Source organism: Janibacter limosus, assembly GCF_004295485.1.
In the GTDB taxonomy this organism is placed as follows: domain Bacteria; phylum Actinomycetota; class Actinomycetes; order Actinomycetales; family Dermatophilaceae; genus Janibacter; species Janibacter limosus_A.
In genome coordinates, this window is the sequence record NZ_CP036164.1 from 551,537 (window position 1) to 574,097 (window position 22,561).

Below are 22,561 nucleotides of genomic sequence, written 5' to 3' on the forward strand. Positions count from 1 at the left end.
TCAGGTCGGCTCGATGAGCCGTTGCCGGATCAGGTCGGCGACGAAGGACTCGACGTCCTCGCGCACCGTGGTGGCGGGATGCCCGGTGGTTGCGGACACAGTGTCGACAACGGGCATGCTGCCCTCGACGGCCGCACGCCAGATCAGCGCAGCGATGCCCGGCAGGACGGAGATCGGCCCATTGGGCAGGTGGGCGACATAGACCAGGTCTGCCCCGTCATCCGCCTCGCCGTAGGTCCAGCCCACACCCGGGGGCACGGCGTACGGCGGCGTCGCTCTCGTCATGGGCGGGGCCGTCCGGTGAGTTCGTCGAGCGCTCGCCGCAGGCGATCGACGAACTCAACTGCGATGTCCCTGCGAGATGGGTGTCGCCCCAGTCGGGTGGCGAGGTGATCGGTGTTCACGAGTGGAGATCTGGCCACGAGGACAGCGCGACTGCGCAGGTTGGGCGCCGCGGCTATGCGAGCCCGCCACTCGTGCAGTCGTCCCGGCCGGGTGACGGCAGACCACAGCTCTCGCTCGGGAGAAGGCGGCAGCTGCTCGAGTTGACCAGTGCCGGCAGCGAAGGCCACCTGCGCCTTGAACTCGTCCACCCAACGCCCCACGGACTGCTGCAGGTCCTCGTCGGCGCCGCGCCAGGCGTGAGCCACATCGCCGTCCGACTGGCCTCCTGGAGGGTTGCGCCCCGCATGCATGACGAGGATCGCGACCTGAGCGGCGAGCGAGGGTGTCGGGCAGTCGATCCCGCAGATCTGACGGGTGGCGCGCTCGGACCAGAGGCGGTCGAAGGCGACATCTGGAGGCAGCCCGATGCCTGGGTAGTGCCGGTGGACGTCGACGTATCCCCAGAGGTGGTGCCACAGGGTCGTTGAGTGCTCGAAGGGTGAGCTGGTGGGGAACCGGGCCTGGGTGCGGTACCCGGCCAATGCGCACGCCGCGAGCAGCCTCTCGATGTGATCAGGCCGGACCAGCACATCGGCATCCGTCGAGTAGCGCCCTGGGGAGGCCAGGCGAGGGTCGAGCGCACTGCCCTTGATGTGGAGCAGGTCGATCCCCTGCTGCCCGGCGATGTGCTGAACCGCAGCGTGTCCCAGCTGCACACGCACCTTCAAGGGGACCGAGCTCTGGGTGTCGTCGGTGGGAGAGACCATCACGGGCACGAGGACGCGATCGACGACCTTGCGGATCTCGCGGACGCGGTCACCCCATGTCGGGACCTGGGGATCGGATCCCTTCGGGTACTGGTAGGTCGCCGGGATGGCCGCAGCCACTGCGGCGGGGAAGCCTGCCTGCCCGGTCACCGTGATCCGCTCGTCGGTGCTGTCCCGGAATCCTGCGACGGGCGTGCTCACGACTGGCCGACCGACAGCGCGGTACTCGTAGAGCTTGATCGGGTCGAGGCTGTCGGTGAACGAGTCGACCACGTGAGGGACGAGGAGCACGTCGGCGTGCTGAAGATAGGCCGGCACGGCCCGACGGTCCTTGGACCCGAGGCGCACGACACCAGCAGCGGCCAAGCGATCCCGGTCGGGCGGTGACAACGCATCCGGACCGACGAGCACAACTGTGCCGGCAGCGGCTATGGCGTGCGCGGTCGCCACGCACAGGTCCACGTCGAGGCGGTCGGCGTGGAGGGTGCCGACGTACACCGCGACCGGACCGACCGGGAGGTCGTCAGGTCTGGCGGTCGGCCGGGTGGTCTCGCCGTCGACCGCGTTCGCGATGAGCGTCACCGGTCGCCGCCCAGACTTGGTCCTCACGAGCTGGGGTGAGCACACGACCACCGCTGCCGCCTGGTCCATCAGCGCGTCCTCGTGCCTGCGCAGACGCGTGAGAGTCTCCGGGCCGCGCTTGGCCTCGAGCCAGTCGTCCGTGATGTCATACAGCGTTGACCACCCGGTGCGTTGCATGACGAGCGCTCCCTGCGGGTCGTTGACCCACAGGGCCGGGTGCTCGAGCCTGAGCTTGGCGGCGGCGAGGCGGACCGCGTCCGCCCAACGCTCGTCCTGGCGGGGGTCAAGTCGTCGGGGCAGGAGCTTGGTCGGTTCGAGGAGCCACAGGTTGTCGGGGTCGACACCGGGCAGGAGCGGACCGCGACGCAGCCCCTTGCCTCGTCGGGTCGGCCTGCCCGAGCGCAGGTCGTGCAGAGGATCGGTACCCGGTTCGACCACGAGGACGCGCAGGGTGGGGTCGTCTCGCAGCAGGCCGGCGAGCAGGTGCTGATTGCGCCTCCACACTCGGTCCCACGGCTCGAGCGAGATCACGATGATGCCGTTGCCCGGCGCGAGGGGGAGGTCTCCACGTCGACTCTCCACCGCGTGTCGATAGACCTCATCCGTCGTGGCGGCCTGGGCCGAGATCGAGAAGTGCTCGCGTTGCCGGTCCCGCAGCGCTCGCCCGTATCGGTCGCGGCGTTCTGCGTCGTCAGCCAGCTCGGCCAGCAGGCGACCTGCGGCCCGGACATCGCCAGGAGGGAAGAGCGCTGCGTCGTCCACACCTCCGACACTCTCGAGATGGCCCCCCGCAGCGGCGGCCACGACAGGCGTGCTCGAGGCCATCGCTTCCACCACGGCGAGGCCGAACCCCTCGATGGGGCATGGTGCGAGGGTGATCGCAGCAGCCGACATCAGGTGGGCGACATCGTCTCGATGGCCGAGGAAGTCTGTGGACGGGCCGATGGCCAGACGTTCGGCGAGCAGTTGCAGGTCCTCGCGCATGGCTCCGTCGCCGGCAACGACGAGGCGCCAGCCCTGGGCGGCTAGGCCTGATGCGGCGAAAGCGGCCACGGCTATGTCCGTGGCCTTTTCTTCCTCGAGCCGCTGGGCGACGAGGACGGTGTGGTCGCGCCGCGAAGGGGAGAGCGCGTCGGGTCGGTCGGCGATCCCGGGGTGGATGACTGTCGAGTCCACGTCGAGCCCCCCGGCGATGTATTCGCTGACCGCGATCTCGGCACTCAGCCGTGACTGCAGTCGCTCGGCGACGGACCGTGCTCGGGTCGAGGCGCCTCGCGGCGCCGCGAAGTGTCGTGTGCTGACGACAGGTGTCTGGGCGAGTGCCGGACTGATCAGGGCCGCGACGTCGGCTGTCGTCATGTGGGTGGCGACCACGTCTGCGCCACGACCGGCCGGCCCGGCGAGGCAGCGCAGGGCAGCCCTCAGGCCGGGGGCTGGGCACAGCATGACCCCAGCGCGGTCGATCGATGCCCTCATGCGTCTCTGGTCGCCGCCGAGGACCGTGACCTCATGGCCCTGGTCGTGCTGCGCAGCGGCGAGGATCGCGACGTGCCGCTCGACCCCCGCGAAGTTGGTCGTGCAGACCACGTGGGTGATCTTCATACCCGGGCACCTGCGACTCCCGTGGTCTGCTCGGCGGTCGGCAGCGGTAGGTCACCGAGAGCTGCCTGCTCGGCATCCTCGTGCTCGCGCCGGGCCAGGGCGCCGAGGCAGATGCCAGCGATGACGAAGGGGATGGAGGTCTGGGCGGCCACCCAGAAGAGGTCGAGCTGGCCCTGCACGAAGCGTGAGAGGACGGCCAGGACGGCGAGCGTGCCGTAGGCAGGGGGGAGCTTCCACAGGACGACGATGGTGCCGACCATCAGGACGAGGAACCCGAGCAGCCCGAGGATGCCTGCGGAGGTGAGGACCTCGAGCTCGGCGTTGGGCGGTTGGAAGCCACCGGGGAAGCGGTCGGTGTACCACCATCGGAGCCCGACCCCGACGATCGGCGACGTCTGCCAGATGTCGATGGCGTCCTGGAACCAGGTGAGTCGCTGGAAGACGGAGTTGTGCACGTTGTCGCTGGACACCTGGTCGCGGACGAGGGTGAAGACGACCACGAGGGCGGGGACAATGCCGAGCAGGATGACCTTGGAGCGTCGCCGGTCGGTGCGGCTGCGCAGCACGAGCACGATCAGCGCCACCCCCAAGGCCACCACCGCCTGGCGGGACTGGGTGAAGCCGATGCCGATGGCGAGCCACCAGAAGGCAGTGACGCCGGCCCGGCGACTGAGGTTGGCCCAGGCGGGCCGGACGTAAGCGATCAAGGCCGTGATGCCCATGACCGTTCCGAGGAAGTTCTTGTGCATGCCGGGTTGGAGGTACACGGGCCGGAAGTCGCCCTGCAGGGCCTGCAGCACACCGACCACGATGGTCCACGTGGCGAGGACGAGCGCCGCAGCGAGCATGAGCTTCAGACCCACGCCGCCCATCCCTGATCTCCCGACGCTCCAGCCGAGGATGAGTCCGCCTGCGATGAGCAGGCCGGAGCGCGCCCAGTCCAAGGTGTTGGCCAGATAGGGGTTGGCCACCACGGTGAAGAGGGTCGCGCTCTGATAGATGGCGACGAGCCACAGGAGGTTGCGCCCCGGCGCACTGATCGGGTGTCGCACGAAGAGGAGGGCGCACAGCGTGCCGATGGCGAGGGCGACATCCGACACCGAGATGTCCGTGCCGCCGTAGACGACCCGAGCAGCGACGTAGAGCAGTGGGAGTGCGAGCAGCGGGACGGCGACGGGCTGGAGTGCAGAGATGCCCAGCAGGAGCACGCCCAGCCCGGCCACGAGGGCCAGGCCGGGGTACTGGGGTGCAAACCAGCCAAGGGCCGCTGCGGCGCCGCCGGTGAGCAGGAGGGCGCCGGCGGCGGTGACGCGGTCACGAGCGGTGCTGCTCATGGTTGCTCGGACGCAGTCGTCGGAGCGCCACCCAGCAGGTCGGACTCCACCCGGATCGGACCGCGCATGTACCGAAGGACCCGGTCGCGAGCTGCCTGTGCGCGCTCGTTCCGCAGGAGCAGCGCTCGCGCCCCTGACCCGACGATGACTGCGGCCCGCGTGACCTGCCAGCCGAGCGACCCGAAGTGCTTGCGGTGGTAGCGCTCCTGCGAGGCGTGGAAGTGCGCGTCGCGCCGGCCGGGGTCGGAGCTCGTGGCGGCCCCGAGGTGTCGTGCGGTGACCTCGGGCACCAGCGCATGGCGCCACCCGAGGTCGTGGGCGCGTCGGGCCCAGTCGGTCTCCTCGGCGTAGAGGAAGAAGGACTCGTCCAGGCCCCCGACCTGCTCGAGGGCCTCGGCTCGCAGGAGGAGCACGGAGCCGATGACATAGCCCGGCCCGCCGTGGAGACCACCGAGACCGATCGCCTCGAGGGCCGCCCCCCACGGGGTGGGGAAGGGCCAGGCGACCCGCCCGGGCCGGTCGTCGCCGTCGAGCTGCCGTGGCCCCACGCTCGCCAGGTCAGGTCGGGCGCGCAGGGCAGCGTGCAGCGCACGGACCCCGGCCTCGTCGATCACGGCGTCGGGGTTGAGCAGCAGCACGTCGCTGCCGGGCGTGAGCCGGTCGGCCAGTGCGTGGTTGACCCCGGCGGCGAATCCGCCGTTGCGACCCGGGTCCAGGTAGCGCACGCCGAGGTCGGTGCACACCTCGCGCACGAGCGGGTCGGACGAGTTGTCGACGACGGTGACGGGGAGGTGGCGGACGGGCTCGAGGCTCGCTCGCAGGAGGTCCGGTCGGTGGTAGGCCACGACGATGACCTCGGGGTCCGTCGCGGGGGTGACCGCGCCCGTGCCACCGATGCCCTCGTACAACGCCACGTAGTCCCCACCGATCGTGTCCCAGGTGAACGCGTCTGCGCGCGCCAGCCCCTCACGTCGCATTGTCGCCCACACCGCAGGGTCGGTGCCCACGTGGTCCAGCGCACTCGCCAGGGCGGCCGCATCACCCGGTGGGACGAGCAGACCGGCACCGCGCACCACGTCGGGGAGCGCACCGCTGTCGCTGGCGACCACCGGCGTACCGCAGGCCATCGCCTCGACCGCCACGCGGCCGAACTGCTCGGTCCACGTCGGCGTCGTGAGGGACGGGATGGCGAGTACGTCGAGGCCGCGGTAGAAGTCCGGCAGGTCCGCCTTGTCGACCGGCCCGCTGAAGTCCACCCGGCCCGCGAGATCCGGGTGGGTGGCTCGGGCGCGCAGCTCGGGTTCGCGCGAGCCCGCGCCGGCGATGGACACCCTTGCGCAGGGGAGGGCGGCGACCGCCTCCAGGAGGACGTCGACCCCCTTGTGCTGCTCCAGCCTGCCGACGTAGCCCACCAGCACGCGGGAGCCCTGCCGTCGTGGCGCATCCGCTGCCGGCGAAAAACGCTCGACGTCGACCCCCAGACCGATGGTCACGGCACGCCCGGTCAGCCCCTTGGCGGTCACGATGCGACCGGCCTCGTCGTTGCACACGCTCACGGCGCTCGCGTGGCGCAGGGACCACCTCTCCATCCAACGGAAGGGGGGTGGGTAGCGCTTGTCGATGTTTTGCGCCGAGTACAAGGCGAAGGGGGCGCGAGACCGGCGCAGTGCCCGGATGGCCAGCACTTCGGCGGTGGCCAGCGCGAAGGGCTCTTCGTGCAGGTCGAGCACGTCCCAGTCCTCTCCGAGGAGACGCCACAGCGGTCGGGGGTCGTAGACGAACAATGCCGGGTGGCTGCCGAGGGTGCGGACTCCGCGCACGTCCTCGCCGTCGCGCGGTCGAAGGGGGACGGTGCGGCCCCCTTCGTCCCACTGCATGGCGGTCACCGACGTGACCTCGTGACCGGCCCGGCGGACCACTCGCTCCCGTGCTCGCCAGTCGTCCACCACACCGCTGTGGGAGATCCGAAGGATCCGCACCTTATAGACTCCTCGCGAGTGGGTGGGGGGCGTCACACTGACCTTACCGGCCGCGCATCGGGCGCTGGCCGTTCGCGCCCAGGGGTAGGAGCAAGAGTTGCAGTTCAGCGAGTTCTTGAATGTCCTGAGGACGCGATGGAAGCTCATCGCCGCGTGCGTCGTGCTGGCCGTCCTGGCCGCCACGGCGCTCACCCTGCTCACGACCCCGGTGTACGAGGCCCGAGCCCGGATCTATCTCAGTGCCGAGGGGCGCGGCGGGGACGCTGCGCGGAGCACGGGCAGTGTCTTCGTCCTCACCAGCGACGACCTCGACACCTATGTCTCGATCCTCAACACCCCTGCGGTGCTCGGCCCGCTGCGCAAGGAGCTCGGCCTCGCAACGGGGCACCCGATCAACGTGAGCGCAGAGGTCACCGGCTCGACCTCGATCCTCAACATCACCGCCCGCTCGTCCGACCCGAAGGAGGCTGCCGCGGTCGCCAACGAGGTGGGCCCCCAGCTCGGGGCAGTGGCTGGCGAGTTCTCCACGCTGCTGAAGTCGTCGGGGCAGAAGGTCGTCTCGACGCCGATCCAGCCAGCCTCGGCGCCGTCGCGACCGGTGTCCCCAGACCCGGTGCGCAACATCGGCCTCGGCCTGCTCGCAGGTCTCGTCCTCGGGATCGGTCTCGCCTTCATCCGGCACGCCCTGGACACCAAGGTCCGTGGCGAGGAGGACATCCGCGCGCACTCCGATGCGCCGATGCTGGCCGCGCTGCCCCTCGACCGGTCCTCGACCACGGGGCTCGTCAGCGTCGAGGACGACCCGCATGGCCGGCATGCCGAGGCGATCCGTCGGCTGCGCACCAACCTGATGTTCGTCGACGTCACGACCGGCAGACATTCCTTCGTCGTCACCTCGGCGATGCCCGGCGAGGGCAAGACGACCACGGCTGCCAACCTCGCGCTGGCGATGGCCGACTCCGGACGTCGCACGCTGCTCGTCGACGCAGACCTGCGCAACCCGTCGGTCGCGCGCACCCTCGGCATGGAGGGCAGCGTGGGCCTCACGACCGTACTGCTCGGAGAGGCGGAGGTGCGCGACGTCATCCAGCCGTGGGGCTCTCATGGCATGGACGTGCTCCCGGCAGGGCCCGTCCCGCCCAACCCGAGCGAGCTGCTCGGCTCGGCCCCGATGGAGGAGCTGCTGCGCTCCCTCGTGGGCACGTACGACTTCGTCCTCATCGACTCCCCACCGGTCGTGCCGGTCATCGACGCCGTCGTCATCGAGCGGCTCACCGGTGGTCTGCTCATGGTTGTGGCCACCGACCGGACCCGCAAGAAGGACCTGGCCGCCGCGCTGCGACAGCTCGACACCGTCGGGGCGCGCGTCTCGGGGTTCGCCCGTAACTTCGTCGCCAGCAAGGCAGAGGGTGGTTACCGCTACGGCTACCACGCCTACGAGCAGGAGGTCGAGCGTGAGACCCGGCGTGCCCGCAAGACGAAGACCCGCAGCCGCACCTGAGCAGTCGGGCATGACGAAGGGCGCCGCGCGAGAGATCTCGCGCGGCGCCCTTCGTCATCAGTCAGTGGTGGACCCGATCAGGGCGCCGCGGTGGTGGCAGGGGTGGGCTCCAGCGAAGCCGGCGGAGCCTGAGTGGCCGGAGCCGATGTCGAGGACGACGTGGGGGCGGCAGCCGTGCTCGTCGAGGAGCTGGTCTCGGCGCTCGAGCGGGCAGCGGGGGCGCTCGTCGTCGCGACGGCAGCATCCTTGCAGCAGTCGGGAGGCGTCCCGGGAACGGTTGTGGACACGGAGACGGGGTCGTGCTCGGTGTCCCCGGCCGCGGCCGGGGTGTGACCCCACTCGAAGGTCAACGTCATCGTGAAGACCGCGTTGGCGCTGTTCTGAGCGGTGGTGCTCAGCCTCACGGTGACGCTGGCGCCCGCCGGTACCTCGATATTGCCCGTGTTGAGCACGCCACCGTCGTCGTAGCCCGCGTAGCCGAAGGCCAGTGAGGTCCCCACGGCCGAGATTGACGGGGGAACGTAGAGCCAAATGGTCTTGTTGGAGGGGTTGGTGATCGTCAGGTTGACGACGTATCCCTTGACAAAGGGGTTGCAGCTGTTTCCGGGGGCCTTGCAGGCACCGCCGATGGACAGGACCGGTGTCTTGCCCGATGCGGCATATGCCGGAGCCGCGACCCCTCCCAAGATGACCGGAGCCGTCCACGCTGCGCCCTTGGCCACCGTCCTGCGTGAGATGGGCCTGCTGGTTGCCTCGGTCATTGACTTCCCCTCAATGTGTGTGCGGTGCGTAATGCCCGCGACTTACCAAAACCTTACTGACTTTGGCAGTCAACTGGCAATACCCTGACCAAGTCGAGATGGCAAGGGGGCGCGCTGTGCACGATGACGGACCAGATGGTCGTGGATGTCGACGCCTCGACGGGCGCTCCGCCTTGGCCGCTGTCGTGGTCCTGTTGGGCCTGTACGGCGTCGCGGTGCTCACGGTGCCGGGGCAGTGGCTCGACGACCAGATCTTCGGCTGGGTCCAACGACCGCCGTACGGGCCACTGCGCGATGTCCTGCCGACCGCCGCACGTGTGGTCCTCCCCTTCGCCATGCTCATCGCCCTCGTGCTGGTGGCGGGATGGCGGCTGGCCGTGGGGAGGTGGGCTGTCGTCGCGGGGGCTCTCCTTGTCCCTCTCGTCTCGATCCCGCTGGCTCGATGGCTGCGGGTCAGCCTGCCGCGTCCCGACCACGGGTACTCCTATGTCGACAACACGATGCCGTCGACGCACGCGACCGTCGTCGTCGCAGCGGTGGTCGCCGTCGCGATGATGTGGCCCTCGCAGCGTCCGGCGTGGCTCGGTTGGTGCCTCGGCGGGGTGGTTGCCGTGGCGTGCCTGGGCAATGTCGTGGGCCACGCCCACCGGCCGAGCGATGTGCTCGCCTCGGTGCTCCTCGTGATCGCCGTGGCTGGCGTCGTGCGGGGCCTCAGCGCTCGACTCGCCCGTCGGGATCGCGGGTGGTGACGGGCCCGAAGCGCAGGATGCGCAGCTGCTCGAGGGTCTCCTCGAGCAGGACTCGGTTGGTGCGTTGCAGGTCGGCGATGATCAGGAGGGCGTAGGAGAAGAGCGCTCCGACGAGGAGCGCGGTCCCGAAGATCAACGACTGGACGTGGCCGCCGCCGTCACCCATCGCGACGAGGACGAGGAAGCGCACGAAGGGGATCAGGCCCAGCAGGAGCAGCAGCGTGCCGAGCAGGCCGAAGAAGGCGTGCGGCTTGAACATGATGAAGGAGCGCATGATCGCCGACGCCGACTTGCCCATGTGCTGCCAGATGTTCTTGAAGAGACGGGACTCGCGCGTCTTCTCGTTGGTCACCACGGGGATGGAGACGATCGACATCCGCTTGTGGCCTGCCTGGATGATCGTCTCCATGCAGTAGGAGAACTCGGTGACGATGTTCAGCCGCATCAACGAGGCGGCCGAGTAGGCGCGGAACCCGCTCGCCGCGTCGGGCAGGTCGGTGCTCGCAGCCGCGTTGACGACCGCAGAACCCACCGCCTGCATCCGCCGCTTGAAGGGGGAGAAGTGCGCGATGGTCTGGGTCTGTCGGTCGGCGACGACGATGTCGGCCTCGCCGGTGATGATCGGCTGGACGAGGTCGCCGATGCGCTCCTGCGGGTACTGGTTGTCGCCGTCGGTGTTGACGAGGATGTCGGCGCCGTGGGCGAGGGCGAAGTCCGCGCCGTCGCGGAAGGATCGGGCCAGGCCGAGCGGGCTGCTGTGGCTGAGGATGTGCGTGACGCCGAGCTCGCGCGCCACCTGCGCGGTGCGGTCGCTCGAGCCGTCGTCGATCACCAGGGTCTCGATGACGTCGACGCCGGGGATCGACGTGGGGATCGTGGCCAGCACGAGGGGGAGGGTTGTCTCCTCGTTGAGGCAGGGGATCTGGACGATCACCTTCATGCGGGGGTCCTCCGAGATGCGCTGAGACGAGCCGGAGCCTCAGGGTAGTCGGCAACCGGCCCCGCCCGTCACGCCGCCCGATACGCTGGCGCCGTGACTGAGCCGACCGAACATGAGCAGACGCAGGCGCCACGACGGGTGATGGTGACCGGTGGGGCCGGGTTCATCGGGTCGCACATCGCGGAGCGACTCCTCCAGCAAGGGCACGAGGTGCTCGTGGTCGACAACTTCTACTCGAGCACCCGCCGCAACCTGACGCACCTCTTCGAGCACCCCAACTTCGAGCTGTTGCGTCACGACGTGACCTTCCCGCTGTACGTCGAGGTCGACGAGATCTACCACCTGGCCTGCCCCGCGAGCCCGATCTTCTACCAGCGCGACCCTGTCCAGACCACGAAGACGAGCGTCCTGGGCTCGATCAACATGCTCGGTCTGGCCAAGCGCACCAAGGCCAAGATCCTGCTGTCCTCGACCTCGGAGGTCTACGGCGACCCGCAGGTGCACCCCCAGACCGAGGACTACTGGGGCAACGTCAACCCGATCGGCATCCGGTCCTGCTACGACGAGGGCAAGCGTTGCGCGGAGACGCTCTTCTTCGACTACCGCCGTCAGCACGACATGCCGGTCAAGGTCGCCCGCATCTTCAACACCTACGGTCCTCGGATGCAGCCCAACGACGGTCGGGTCGTCTCCAACTTCATCGTCCAGGCACTCGCGGGCGAGCCGCTGACGATGTACGGCGACGGTAGCCAGACCCGCTCCTTCTGCTTCGTGGACGACATGGTCGACGGGCTGATGTCGCTGATGGCGACTCCGCACGAGGTGACCGGTCCGATCAACATCGGCAACCCGGTCGAGTTCACGATGCTCGAGCTCGCCGAGCTCGTGCTCGAGCTGACCGGCAGCAGCTCCGAGCTCGTCCACCTGCCGCTGCCCCAGGACGACCCGACCAGGCGACGTCCCGACATCACGCAGGCCACCGAGGTCCTCGGGTGGGAGCCGCGGGCTCAGTTGCGGGCCGGGCTGCAGCGCACCATCGACTACTTCGCTGCGCTGCCCACGTCGTGACAGGAGCCCTCGATGTGCCGCCACCCGCTAGACGCGGGGTCGGCCAAGGGCTGATCAACGGCACGGCGTGGACGGTGGTCCACGTCGCGGTCTCGGTACCCATTGCCTTCTTGGCTAACGTCGTCGTGGCGCGCAGTCTCGGCGCGGTGGACTACGGTCGTCTGGCGATCCTCACGATGATCCTCGCGCTGGCAACGGCTGCCGCCTCGCTCGGTGTCGGTTCTGCTCTCATGCAATTCGTTACTAAGGCCTCCGAAGCAGGACGAACACACGACGTGGATCGGCTGGTCTCCGGCGCGCAGGGCTACAACATCTTCGTCGCGGCGCCACTCGTCGCCGTCGTCGTCGCAGTTGTGGTCGACGTGCCGTGGCCCTTTCTCCTCCTGGCGATCGTCTTCGGCATCTTCGGTCCCGCAGTGCTGCAGGCGGGACCGATCCTGCTGGCGACCCAGCACCGCTCAGATCGGGCAGCCCAGATCGCGATGATCAGCAACCTGGTGACCCAAGTGATCGTCGTGACGACGGTGCTCGTCCGTCCGACCGCCTCGGCGGTGTGGACCGCACGCATCGTCGCCACTGGCGTCCTTATGTCACTGCCTCTGCTCGCCCTTACGCCACGACTGCGGCGGGCCGCGCTCCGGCCGCGGACCCCGTGGAGCCTGCCCCGCGACTTCTGGATCTTCGCGATTCCCACCGGGGCGGCCGTCCTGGTGAGCCAGCTCGTGACGGACAGGGTGCAGATCTTCTTCCTCGAGTGGCTGGACGACTCGGTGACGGTAGGCCTCTACGCACTGGCCTTCGGTCTGGCGGTCCAGATCCTCGCGCCCGTGCAGGCAGCGGTCGGCCCGCTCCTCCCGGCATTCGCCGCCCTGCGCGAACGCGGGGAGGAGCACGCGCGCGGCGGTCTGCTCCGGGTGACGCGGGTGGCAGCGATCATGGCGGGTGTCGTTCTCTCCTGCGGTCTCCCCGCGCTGGGGGCGCTGATCCCGTGGATCTACGGGGTGCAGTTCGCCGCGAGCGCGGACTACTTTGTGGTCATGTCGTGCGCCGCTGGCATCGTCATCGTCGGGTCGGGCTCCTACGCATCCCTCATGGCCCGCTTGCGCGGCGGCAGCTACCTCCGAATCAATCTCGTCGCACTCGTCAGCATGGCGGCCGTTGCCCTGGCATCGATCCCGTGGTGGGGTGCTTGGGGCGCCGTTGCCTCGATGGTGGTGGGCACGCTCGTACGGGCTCTGCTCATGGTGGTGCTCGAGATGCGCGCCTACGAGGTCGACCGGTCCGAGATGGCGCGGGCCTTCGCCCCTGTGCTCGCCGCGATCGTGGCGATCCACGTCGTCTGGTTTGGTTGGATGGCACACGTGTCAGCGCCTGCCTGGATCTCGTCGCCGGTCGGTGGCCTTCTGTCGTTGACCCTCTTCATACTGGCCGTTCGGGTGTCCCGCACTGGCCTGACCACTTCTGACCGTGAGGCGCTCGTTAAGGCGGTTCCTGGGCGACTGCGACGGCCGGCCCGTATGTGTGTTGGGCTGGTCTCAGATCCACGCCGTCACGAGTGAGAGGATCGCCGCATGGTGCGTTATCGATCAACGGCGCGCACGGTTGTCGGGGGCGTTGTCAGGTGGTTCAGTCCTTCGACGCGCGTGATCAAGGATCTGCCTCCGTGGGCCGGTTTCGGCAACCAGCTCTTCTTCTGCCTTTGGGCGAGTGCTCAGCGGCAGCGAGGGGCCGACCTGTGCTTGGTGCGAAGCGCCCGCTCAACTCGCTGGCTCGAGTACTTTCCGCTGCTCGCGTCGGAGCTGACAATCGGGCGTGAAGACGTGAGGCTCTCGGATCATCGCGATCTGACTTCCTGGGAGGACATCACGGCCGTGGGGCGACCGGAGGGGCCGACCCGTGATGAGCTCACGTACTTCATCGAGCGGTACTTGATGCCGTCGGAGCTGTTCGCGCCCACGGTCGAGCTGGCGCGTGGGGTGACACTGAACGTGCGTCGTGGGGACTACTTTTCGGACCCAGAGGTGCGGGGCAAGTTCAGCTTCGACCAGGTCGCGTACATCGAGGTTGTGCTCAAGCGTTTGCGAGCCGAGGGGCGCGCCCCCGAGGAGATCCGCGTCGTGTCCGATGACCTGGCGTGGTGCCGCGAACGGTTGTCCCATCTCGATGGTGGGCAGCACATCATGCACTTCGTCGAGTCGGGGGGACCCATGGATGATCTCACCTGTGTCGCCCGCTCACGGGAGCTCGTCATCATGAACTCGTCTTTTTCCATCTGGGCCGCATACATCAGCAACCACCTTTACGGCGACAATCACGCGCTGATCCACGCTCCGGCCTTCGGTACGAGGCCCTTCGACGGAACGCCGTGGCCATCCCTCGATCCGCGGTGGGACATCGTGTCCAATATCCCGGGCGGTTGGGACTCCTGAGTCCTGAGAGCTCAGTGTCGGCGTCGTCCTCGGGGCTCCGCAGCGTAAGCCCGTAGTAGTCTCCGCGCCTGGCCCCTGAGTCGTAGCAAGGGGGCAACGCGGGGCGACCACGCGTTGTGGAAGGCCCTCAGGTCTTCTAGCTCGCTCTTCAGTACTTGCGCCTCCAGGGCAGCCGCGAGGAATAGGTCATTAGCGAGATCCGGCCGTAAGTCGACGAAAGCGCGCTGGACACTGCCCGCCTGCGTCGCGCGCCCCTCGCTGCGCGATCTCGGACGGAGCCTGTAGTGGAGCACAGCGTCGGGGACTTGGATCATGGTTCCCCGCGTGTGTCCAAGGACCTTCAACCACATGAACCAGTCTTCGTCCATGATGTCGGTCGTTCGGTATCCCCCCACGTCTTCCCACACCTGCCGACGGTATAGGGCACATGCGACCACTTGATTGGTGACCGCTATGTCCTCCAGACGGACGATCGGGGGCGCATCCTGGACCCCGTCCGCAGCTCCAAACCTGCGGACCTTCGGAAACGCCGCGACAGCGTCACTGGTCTCCAAGGCCTGTACCAACAGCTTGACCGTGTCGGGTTCGATCCAGTCGTCCCCGTCCAGTGGAAGGATGAACTCACCCCGAGCACTTCGGATCCCCGCGTTTCTTGCCTCACCCGGCCCTGAGTTCGACTGCCGGATGATCTCGACACCTCGGGGGTTCCCAAGTTCGCGCGCGGTCACCGGTGAGCTTGAGCCGTCGTCCACTACGACGATCTCGAGCGGCTCATACGACTGCTGCAGAGCCGAGGTGACGGACTTCCGCAGGTGTTCGGGGGCGTCGTTGAACGTCGGGATGACGACAGTGACGAGAGGTGGCTCCATTTGGATCGTCTCCGCGTCAGTCGGCGGCCGCGGATGTGCGGGGACCGCGAAGGGCGACGACGCGCTCGTAGGCCGCCAACGTGGCTCGAGCGGTGTCTTCCCACGTGAACTGAGAGGTCACGCGGTCGCGGAGGCTGGCAGAGGCGCTGTCGCCGAGCGCGGCCAGGGTGGTCTGGCGAATGGTTGCGGGGTCGGCGGGGTCGCAGTACCGGGCGTCGTCGCCGAGGTACTCACGGGCGTGCCCCCGGTCGGTGGTGACGATCGTGCAGCCGGAGGCCGCGGCTTCCAGCGAGACCAGGCCGGTCGTCTCGTACCAGGAGGCCAGGACGTGGGTGTGGTGACGGGCGTACAGGTCAGGCAGCTCGTTGTGCTCGACGCCCGACAGGAGCGTCACGTTGTCCGTCGCCGCAGTTCGGCACAGATTGGCGTATTCGCGGTGATGAGGGTGCGTGGGTCCCACGATGGTCAGCGTGACGTCCGGCAGGCCACGGAGTGCCTCGATGACGGCGAGCTGGCCCTTGTGCGGCTCGATGCGGCCCACGCTCAGCACCGTGCCGGCCAGTCGAGGGCGATCGAATCCCGGGGCGAAGAGGCGTGCATCGATCGCATTCGGCACGATGGACGTCTGCGTGAGCACCCCTAGGTCATCGCGGATGTGCCGGGCCTCGCCCTCAGCATTGGGAAGCAGGACGTCGGCCATGGACCAGGCGCGCATCCGGTCGAGCTGGTCTTCCATCTCGAGGGTCGCCAGTCGGGTCAGAGGCTCGCGACCACGCAGGCTCGCACGGAGGTACCGCATGCCGCGGTAGGTACGACCCGCTCCGTCACGCAGCGTCGGGCCGCCACCACCTGCTGCGGTTCCGTAGGCCAGCCCGACATAGATCGTCGACATCGCGACGGGGAATCCCTGCTGCCGGGCCTGTGCTACCTCGCCGGCGCTCAGCTGGAACCCGTGGACGATGTCCCAGTCGCCGTCGGGCAGGAAAGGCCCATCGTGCTCGTCGACCTCAACACCCAGCGCGCGCAGTGCCCGAGCCGTCTGCTGCAGCTGGACCCGGTGGCCGCCGGGGATCTCAGACCCGCTGTTGATCCACATGAGGACGCGCATGCAGTCACACCCTCCCGGCGGGTTGGATCACGGACGCGTACAGGTCGAGATAGCGCGTACCGATTCGGCTCCACGACAATGACTCTGCGTGCCGTCTTGCCGTCTCGGGCTCGAGCGGATCACGGTGTGCCGACGCCATGGCCTCAGAGAGAGCCTCCACGTCAGTCGGGTCCGCACCCCGGCCCAGGCCGCCGGTGGCATCGGCGAGTCCTCCGTTGGTGCTCCAGACGACCCCGCGTCCTGCGGCCATCGCCTCGACGGCGACGATGCCGAAGGGTTCCAAGCGGCTCGGCACCACGACGACGCGAGCGCTCTCGAGCAGGCTCCCCACCCCTTTTCGGTCGAGGGGGCCGAGGAACTCCACCCCGGGGCCAGCCATCGCTTGCAGTCGGCTGCTCTCCGGGCCATCGCCGCCGATGCGCAGCACGGCGTCGGGGAGTGCGCGACGCACGCGCGCGAACGCCTCGATGAGCAGGTCAAAACCCTTTTGCGGGACGTGCCGGCCCCACGCGGCGAAGACGGGTGCTGCCGGTAGGGGAGTGGTCGTCCACTGGGACAGGTCAACACCGTTGGGGACGACGTCGCATCCCTCGAAGGGTCGCGCGACGGTCGCAGCATCGTCACCGGCTCGGCGAGAGCAAGCCGTGAGTGCGGCGGCGCGGACCGAGCCGATCCGCAGGCTCGTGCGGACCTGGAGGCTGCGCTCATAGATCCGACCGGCGTCCATCGTCACCTCGCCCTGCGTCGTCAGCACGAGGGGCACGCGTCGAAGGGTGCTCCACGCCGTGAGCGCAAGGACCTGGTTGGCGGCGCACTGCACGTGGACGATGTCGGGTCGTGGGCCGAGCGCGTCCAGGGATGCCAGCTGCTTGCGCAGGGCGAGCGGGTAGGTCAGGAGGCGCGCGGGGTGGGAGCCGGGCAAGTCGAGATCCAGGCGCCGGACTCGAACGCCCTCGACGAGGTCCTCGGTGGGGAGGACGCGAGGGTGTCGATGCACGACGACGGTGACGTCATGGCCGCGCTGCTGGTAGTCGCGGGCAAGCTGCAGGGTCAGTTCCTCGACCCCGCCACGTGAAGGGTGGAAGGCACTGGGGGCCAACCAGATCCGCAGTCGCTGGTAGGCGCTCACCCGAGCACCTTGCGGTAGACGTCGAGGTGGGCGCGCGCGGCCTTGTCCCACGCGAAGGTCGCGGCCCGGTCGAGTCCGCGCCGCACGAGGTCATCACGATCGATCTCTCGACGACCGACGGCGCGCATGGCCTCGGCGATCGCGGCACCATCGGGCTCGGTCATCAGGGCATTGCCGTCTGCGACCTCTGGTGTCGCCCCGCGGTCGACCGCGATCACGGGGGTGCCGACCGCCATACCCTCGAGTGTCGGGAGCCCGAAGCCCTCGTAGATGCTCGGCACGACGACGGCCTCAGCGGCGGCCATCACCCGACCGACACGGTCGAGTTCGATCTTGCCTGCTAGGACGACCCGGGGGAGATGGCCGAAGAGTTCTTCGCGACGTCCCGAGGGGGGGCCGAGCAGCACGAGCTCGTGGTCCGTGAGTGCAGGAGCCACCAGCTCCCACGCGCTCGCAAGGCCCTCGAGATTCTTGCGGCGGGTGACGCCGGCGGCATGTACGAAGAAGGGCCTGGTGATCCCGAGGCCCCTGAGTGCGGAGGCGTCGAGTGGTGCGGGCTGCTGGAAGCTTGGCCGGACGCCGTAGGGGATGACGCTCACTCGCTGCGCGCTGAGGAGCTCACGGACCTCGTGTGCGGCGAACTCGGACGGGCAGATCACCTCGACGTCGTCACGGAGGGGGCGCATGCACCAGTCAGGGAGGCGTCCCTCGTCCGGGAAGCGTGCTGGGGGGAGGTCGTGGAGGGTCAGAACGTGCGGTCGCTGTGGGCCGGGGACTCGCAGGTCGAACCGGTGCACCAGATCGGACCCCAGGCCGGTAATGGTCCCCACGGCGCGTGCGCCGATCGGGTGGTCGAGCACCCGGTGCGGCACGCGGTAGGTGGCAGCGCTGCGACCGCTGCCGACGCTGGCCGCGCGGAAGTCCCACCCGGGCTCCGCTAGGTCGAGGATCGCCTGCTGGATGCTCGTCTCGTAGGTCTGCTGCCCCATGGGCACAGAGGTGTACAAGGTCAACCAATGCACCCGCCGTGCCACGTCTTCGGAATCGACGGCACCTTTGCGGAGTGCAGCCCCCGGATCGTTCCCCGCCATGGCGTCACTCTAGCCGCGGGAGTCGGTCGCGGTCCGCGGGCCGAGAGGGAGGTTCGGGACCGAGGCGGTGTGGCGTCCGAGCCGGTCCTTGAGGCGGAGGAAGGGCGCTTCCAGCCAGCGGAAGGAGGCCTCGGCAATGATGATCGTTGCCATGATTCCGACGACCATCCGGAACCACTCGGGCCCTACCTGCACGTGATGCCGCAGGACCTGGAGGACGGGGAAGTGGTACAGATACAGGCCGTACGAGCGGGTGCCCGCCCATCGCAGTGGAGGCCAGGCCAAGAGAGTTGCGGCCGCGGATCGTGGCGACAGGACGATGCCTGCAAGGACGAACAACGACAGGATGCCCGTCCCACTGCTCGGCCCGGTGAGCCAGCGCTCTGGCAAGGTCCATGGGATCAGCAGAACACCAAGGAGAACCAAGAGGGCGCCGTTGCCGATGGTGCCCAGCGCTCGACTGGAGGTGGCCTCGCGACGCCGGGAAACCACCCATGCCAAGAGCGAGCCCCAGATGATGGGGAAACCCCGCAGATATGTACCGCGCACGTCGGTGATCGGCTCGGGCCACGGAGTGAAGATGAGAGCGACGCCCACGACTGCTGCGATCACGGCAAAGGCTCTCAACGCACGGCGGCGAGAGCACAGGCCGATCAGGAGCACGGGCCACACCGCGTAGAAGTGCTCCTCGATGGCGAGGGTCCACGTGTGGTCGAGCAGGGGCGCTGAACGTCCGGTGTACATCCACCAGTTCCCGAGGTAGAACAGCACCGCCAATGTGCCGGGGGCCGCCTCGCTGAGTTGCCCGGTGGCGGCAGCCGCTGCAATGACGAGGATGCACGTGGCGACCAGCGCTGGCCAGAGGCGCAGCATCCGGCGCGTGTAGAACCTCAACAGCCGGATGCGGCCGTGGCGTTGAGCCTCGACCAACAGCAATGACGTGATCAGGAAGCCGGAGAGGGCAAAGAAGACATCCACACCGACGTACCCGTTGACAGCGGGTCCGAGACCCGCGTGGAAGATGATGACTGCGAGCGCAGCGATGCCCCGGAGCCCGTCCAGCCCCGGCCAATAGGTCCGCGCAGAGGGCCCCGCCGTCACAAGGGAAGAGTACGAGGAAGTTCGAGACAGTGAGGCACTATTCGAGTGGCTGTGCTGCCATGCTGCCTGCATGGCACTGAAGGAACAGCTGCGAAGCCATCTTCCGCCGCCACTCTTCGCGGCGGGCCGATCGGTTTATCGCCTGCGCCCGTCAGCCGTCACGGCGCGCAGGCGCCATCGACGCGACACGGCAGCGGGCATCTCGGTGGCTGAGTCTGCTGGTTGGGTCGTGCAGCGCGGGCCCTTCCGAGGGATGAAGTATGTCGAAGCCTACGGAGACCTGGGGGCGAAGGTCCTCGGCTCCTATGAGGAGGAGCTCCACGAGACGGTGGAGCAGCTGGTTGCCGCGAACTACGACGTCATCATCAACGTCGGGGCTGCTGAGGGGTATTACGCAGTCGGGTTTGCACTGAGGTGCCCGCAGGCGAAGGTCATCGCATACGAGACGAGCCCAGCGGGTCGTGAGCTCTGTGCGTCGATGGCGCAGCTCAACTCGGTGCGCGTGGAGGTGCGAGGCACATTCACGCCGCAGGACCTGACAGATGTCCCAGAGGGCAGGACCTTGGTGCTCATGGACATCGAGGGAGGGGAGCTGGCCTTGCTGGACCCCGACGTGGCACCGGCGCTGAGCCGTGTCGACCACTTGGTCGAGCTCCACGACTTCGTCGATCCATCGATCAAGGGGACCATCCTGGCTCGCTTCCGCGATACCCATGAGGCGCGGCTCGTCGCCACCAGGCCACGGAGAGAAGCGGACTACCCGGAGCTGACCTCACACACGGCGCGCGTCCTCGACGAGCACCGGCCGTGCCCGATGGAGTGGGCCCTCCTCACGAGGCGCTAAAGGCAACGGCTCCAACATCTAGGCTTCGTTCAGTGATGTCAGTTTGTGGGGGGAAGTCGATCAGACCGGTGCGGGTAGCGATCCTCGACCACACGGCCGAACTAGGGGGAGTCGAGCTGGCGCTGGTGCGTCAGATGGACGCGCTCGCCGAGCGCGATGACGTGCAGGTGCGGGTCCTGCTCTTCGCGGACGGCCCGCTCGTCGGACGGCTCCGCGAGCGGGGGCACGAGGTCGAGGTGCTGCCCATCGACGAGGCTCTGGGCACGACGACCCGACACGAGGCGGCCGGCCTGCGGACCGCGCTGACCTCCGTGGTGGGGGCAGTCCCCTTCGTCCGGAGGCTGGCCAACCGCCTGCGCGAGATGGACGTGGACGTGGTCCACACGACCACCCTCAAGGCCGACCTCCTCGGCGTGCCCGCGGCACGTCTGGCCGGACTCCCGCTCGTCTGGCACGTCCGCGACCGCATCGCGCCGGACTACCTCCCTTCGCCCCTCGTGCACCTCATGCGCTCCGTCGCGCGGACCGCGCCGCAGCGTGTCATCGCCAACTCCCGCGCCACCGCCGCGACCCTCCCCGGTGCTCGCGGGCTGACCGTCGCCTACCCCGGCCTCGCGCCGGAGCAGATCGCGTCGTCGCCCCGCCCCCAGCCGGACCGCCGCATCGTCGGGATCATCGGACGCATCTCGCCGACCAAGGGCCAGCTCGAGTTCGTCCGCGCGGCCGGCCGGATCGCACAGCGGCACCCCGACGTGACCTTCCGCATCATCGGCTCGCCGATGTTTGGCCAGGAGGAGCACGAGCAGGAGATCCGTCGCGAGATCGAGCAGCTCGGCCTGGGCACCCGGGTGGAGCTGCCCGGATTCAGCGCCCACCCGAGCGCCGAGCTCGACCGGATGACCCTCGCCGTCCACGCCTCGCCCGTCCCGGAGCCCTACGGCCAGGTCGTGGCCGAGGCGATGGCCCGCGGGGTCCCGGTCATCGCGACCGACGCAGGTGGCGTCCCCGAGATCGTCCTGGGCGGCGCCGAGCCCGTGGGCTGGCTCGTCCCGCCCCGAGATGTCGACGCGCTCGCGACAGCCATGGACACCGCCCTGTCCGACCTTGACGAGTCCGAGCGAAGGGGGCGGGCCGGCTGGGAGCGGGCCCGCACCGCGCTGGGTATCGGACCGAGCATGGACACCCTCACCAGGGTCTGGCGGGAGGCTGCCGGCCTGACCCGGCCACGCGTGGCCATCGCCCACGACTACCTGACCCAACGTGGGGGAGCGGAGCGGGTGGTCCTCGAGATGGCCCGTGCCTTCCCCGGCGCCACGATCCACACGACGCTCTACGACCCTGCGGCAACCTTCCCGGAGTTCCGCGACCACGACATCCGGGTCAGCCCGCTCAACCGCGTCGGCCCGCTGCGCCGCAACCACCGGGCCGCGCTGCCCTTCCTCCCCTTCGCCTCGAGCCGCCTGCGCATCGACGCCGACCTCGTCATCGCCAGCAGCAGCGGGTGGGCGCACGGGTTCCCCACGACCGGACGCAAGCTCGTTTACTGCCACGCACCGGCCCGCTGGCTCTACCAGTCCGAGCGCTACCTCGGCAGCGACCCCCGCCGTTCACCGGTCGGGCTGGCGCTGCTCGCGCTACGGGCCCCCCTTCGTGCCTGGGATCAGCGGGCGGCCCGCACGGGTGACGCCTACCTCGCCAACAGCAATGTCGTCCGCGAGCGCATCCGCGACGCGTACGGCACCGACGCGGAAGTACTGCCGCCTCCCTTCGCCGTGGACACCGCTGGCGAGCGTGAGCCGGTGCCCGAGGCTGCTGACTGGACCGACGGCTTCCACCTCGTCGTCTCCCGGCTGATGCCGTACAAGAACGTCGACGTCGTCATCGAGGCCTTTGCCGGCCTGCCCGAGCGCCTCCTCGTCATCGGCGCCGGTCCGCTCCTGGACCAGCTGCGGACCAGCGCCCCCGACAACGTGCGCATCGCGACCAACCTGAGCGACGCCCAGATGCGCTGGGCCTACGAGCACGCGGTCGCGCTCGTCGCCGCGAGCCACGAGGACTTCGGACTGACGCCCCTCGAGGCTGGGGCCTTCGGCAAGCCGACCCTCGCGCTGAGGGCGGGCGGCTACCTCGACACGATCGCCGAAGGGGTCAACGGCACCTTCTTCGACGAGCCGACCGCCGAGGCGATCCGTCGGGCCGTCATTGCCACGCGGGAGAGCACGTGGGACTCGGAGGCGGTCAGGGCGCACGTCGACGCCTTCTCCCCGGAGCGCTTCGCGGAGCGGCTGCAGAAGGCCGTCACCCAACTGTCACAATGACGCAC

Annotated in this window: 18 protein-coding genes; 7 read left to right on the forward strand and 11 right to left on the reverse strand. The window is 68.9% G+C overall.

The annotated features are described in order from the left end of the window. From EXU32_RS02715 to EXU32_RS02730, 4 genes are read right to left on the reverse strand one after another with little or no spacing between them, the layout of a single operon-like run. Nucleotides 1-285, reverse strand: coding sequence for a PqqD family protein (locus tag EXU32_RS02715; protein WP_130628514.1), 285 nt, complete (start codon nt 283-285; stop codon nt 1-3). Continuing rightward, nucleotides 282-3,335: a glycosyltransferase gene (locus tag EXU32_RS02720; protein WP_130628515.1), complete on the reverse strand. Its 3,054-nt coding sequence runs from the start codon at nt 3,333-3,335 to the stop codon at nt 282-284. The genes EXU32_RS02715 and EXU32_RS02720 overlap by 4 nt, the downstream gene beginning before the upstream one ends. Further along, complete coding sequence (locus EXU32_RS02725; protein WP_130628516.1) at nt 3,332-4,669, reverse strand: O-antigen ligase family protein; 1,338 nt, start codon at nt 4,667-4,669, stop codon at nt 3,332-3,334. Before EXU32_RS02725 ends, EXU32_RS02720 begins: the two co-directional genes overlap by 4 nt. Further along, nucleotides 4,666-6,546, reverse strand: coding sequence for a glycosyltransferase (locus EXU32_RS02730; protein WP_242612948.1), 1,881 nt, complete (start codon nt 6,544-6,546; stop codon nt 4,666-4,668). The genes EXU32_RS02725 and EXU32_RS02730 overlap by 4 nt, the downstream gene beginning before the upstream one ends. Before the next feature lie 199 nt (nt 6,547-6,745). Between EXU32_RS02730 and EXU32_RS02735 the strand changes: the two genes are divergently transcribed. Then, complete coding sequence (locus EXU32_RS02735; RefSeq protein ID WP_130628517.1) at nt 6,746-8,149, forward strand: polysaccharide biosynthesis tyrosine autokinase; 1,404 nt, start codon at nt 6,746-6,748, stop codon at nt 8,147-8,149. A gap of 77 nt (nt 8,150-8,226) precedes the next feature. On the opposite strand, the gene EXU32_RS02740 is transcribed toward EXU32_RS02735, so the two are convergent. After that, a complete protein-coding gene (locus EXU32_RS02740; protein ID WP_130628518.1) occupies nt 8,227-8,910 on the reverse strand; it encodes a hypothetical protein in 684 nt (227 codons plus the stop codon). Between the two features lie 173 nt (nt 8,911-9,083). Between EXU32_RS02740 and EXU32_RS02745 the strand changes: the two genes are divergently transcribed. After that, nucleotides 9,084-9,659, forward strand: a complete 576-nt coding sequence (locus tag EXU32_RS02745) for a phosphatase PAP2 family protein (RefSeq protein ID WP_165399547.1) — start codon at nt 9,084-9,086, stop codon at nt 9,657-9,659. Here EXU32_RS02745 and EXU32_RS02750 read toward each other — a convergent pair. Continuing rightward, a complete protein-coding gene (locus EXU32_RS02750; RefSeq protein WP_130628520.1) occupies nt 9,622-10,599 on the reverse strand; it encodes a glycosyltransferase family 2 protein in 978 nt (325 codons plus the stop codon). The two genes, EXU32_RS02745 and EXU32_RS02750, sit on opposite strands and share 38 nt — an antisense overlap. 93 nt (nt 10,600-10,692) lie before the next feature. On the opposite strand from EXU32_RS02750, the gene EXU32_RS02755 reads away from it, so the two are divergent. Genes EXU32_RS02755 through EXU32_RS02765 form a run of 3 tightly spaced genes read left to right on the forward strand, consistent with a single transcriptional unit; the run spans nt 10,693 to nt 14,096 of the window. Next, on the forward strand, nt 10,693-11,667 hold the full coding sequence (locus EXU32_RS02755) for a UDP-glucuronic acid decarboxylase family protein (protein WP_242612863.1): 975 nt from the start codon (nt 10,693-10,695) through the stop codon (nt 11,665-11,667). Next, the gene (locus tag EXU32_RS02760; protein ID WP_165399548.1) at nt 11,664-13,226 is read left to right on the forward strand and encodes a lipopolysaccharide biosynthesis protein; all 1,563 of its coding nucleotides are present in this window, start codon (nt 11,664-11,666) and stop codon (nt 13,224-13,226) included. Before EXU32_RS02755 ends, EXU32_RS02760 begins: the two co-directional genes overlap by 4 nt. Before the next feature lie 12 nt (nt 13,227-13,238). Further along, nucleotides 13,239-14,096 (forward strand): alpha-1,2-fucosyltransferase, encoded by an 858-nt coding sequence (locus EXU32_RS02765; RefSeq protein WP_130628522.1) that lies wholly within the window; start codon nt 13,239-13,241, stop codon nt 14,094-14,096. A gap of 11 nt (nt 14,097-14,107) precedes the next feature. On the opposite strand, the gene EXU32_RS02770 is transcribed toward EXU32_RS02765, so the two are convergent. From EXU32_RS02770 to EXU32_RS02790, 5 genes are all read right to left on the reverse strand, one after another. Continuing rightward, nucleotides 14,108-14,965, reverse strand: coding sequence for a glycosyltransferase family A protein (locus tag EXU32_RS02770; RefSeq protein WP_130628523.1), 858 nt, complete (start codon nt 14,963-14,965; stop codon nt 14,108-14,110). Between the two features lie 16 nt (nt 14,966-14,981). Beyond that, nucleotides 14,982-16,073, reverse strand: a complete 1,092-nt coding sequence (locus EXU32_RS02775; protein WP_130628524.1) for a glycosyltransferase family 4 protein — start codon at nt 16,071-16,073, stop codon at nt 14,982-14,984. Between the two features lie 4 nt (nt 16,074-16,077). Then, a complete protein-coding gene (locus EXU32_RS02780; protein WP_165399549.1) occupies nt 16,078-17,202 on the reverse strand; it encodes a glycosyltransferase family 4 protein in 1,125 nt (374 codons plus the stop codon). After that, on the reverse strand, nt 17,199-18,191 hold the full coding sequence (locus EXU32_RS02785; RefSeq protein WP_165399550.1) for a glycosyltransferase: 993 nt from the start codon (nt 18,189-18,191) through the stop codon (nt 17,199-17,201). Before EXU32_RS02785 ends, EXU32_RS02780 begins: the two co-directional genes overlap by 4 nt. A gap of 111 nt (nt 18,192-18,302) precedes the next feature. Next, the gene (locus tag EXU32_RS02790) at nt 18,303-19,394 is read right to left on the reverse strand and encodes an acyltransferase family protein (RefSeq protein WP_165399551.1); all 1,092 of its coding nucleotides are present in this window, start codon (nt 19,392-19,394) and stop codon (nt 18,303-18,305) included. Nucleotides 19,395-19,647: 253 nt separating this feature from the next. Here EXU32_RS02790 and EXU32_RS02795 point away from each other — a divergent pair, with 253 nt between their 5' ends. Both EXU32_RS02795 and EXU32_RS17635 read left to right on the forward strand, forming a co-directional pair. Next, on the forward strand, nt 19,648-20,238 hold the full coding sequence (locus EXU32_RS02795) for a hypothetical protein (protein WP_130628528.1): 591 nt from the start codon (nt 19,648-19,650) through the stop codon (nt 20,236-20,238). 68 nt (nt 20,239-20,306) lie between these two features. Beyond that, nucleotides 20,307-22,556, forward strand: a complete 2,250-nt coding sequence (locus EXU32_RS17635; RefSeq protein WP_165399552.1) for a glycosyltransferase — start codon at nt 20,307-20,309, stop codon at nt 22,554-22,556. Nucleotides 22,557-22,561: the final 5 nt, after the last annotated feature.

Coding starts and splice junctions, on each gene's coding strand:
- EXU32_RS02715 (WP_130628514.1), bottom strand. CDS start 285: ATGACGAGAGCGACGCCGCCGTACGCCGTGCCCCCGGGTGTGGGCTGG.
- EXU32_RS02720 (WP_130628515.1), bottom strand. CDS start 3,335: ATGAAGATCACCCACGTGGTCTGCACGACCAACTTCGCGGGGGTCGAG.
- EXU32_RS02725 (WP_130628516.1), bottom strand. CDS start 4,669: ATGAGCAGCACCGCTCGTGACCGCGTCACCGCCGCCGGCGCCCTCCTG.
- EXU32_RS02730 (WP_242612948.1), bottom strand. CDS start 6,546: ATGCAGTGGGACGAAGGGGGCCGCACCGTCCCCCTTCGACCGCGCGAC.
- EXU32_RS02740 (WP_130628518.1), bottom strand. CDS start 8,910: ATGACCGAGGCAACCAGCAGGCCCATCTCACGCAGGACGGTGGCCAAG.
- EXU32_RS02750 (WP_130628520.1), bottom strand. CDS start 10,599: ATGAAGGTGATCGTCCAGATCCCCTGCCTCAACGAGGAGACAACCCTC.
- EXU32_RS02765 (WP_130628522.1), top strand. CDS start 13,239: ATGGTGCGTTATCGATCAACGGCGCGCACGGTTGTCGGGGGCGTTGTC.
- EXU32_RS02770 (WP_130628523.1), bottom strand. CDS start 14,965: ATGGAGCCACCTCTCGTCACTGTCGTCATCCCGACGTTCAACGACGCC.
- EXU32_RS02775 (WP_130628524.1), bottom strand. CDS start 16,073: ATGCGCGTCCTCATGTGGATCAACAGCGGGTCTGAGATCCCCGGCGGC.
- EXU32_RS02785 (WP_165399550.1), bottom strand. CDS start 18,191: ATGGGGCAGCAGACCTACGAGACGAGCATCCAGCAGGCGATCCTCGAC.
- EXU32_RS02795 (WP_130628528.1), top strand. CDS start 19,648: ATGAAGTATGTCGAAGCCTACGGAGACCTGGGGGCGAAGGTCCTCGGC.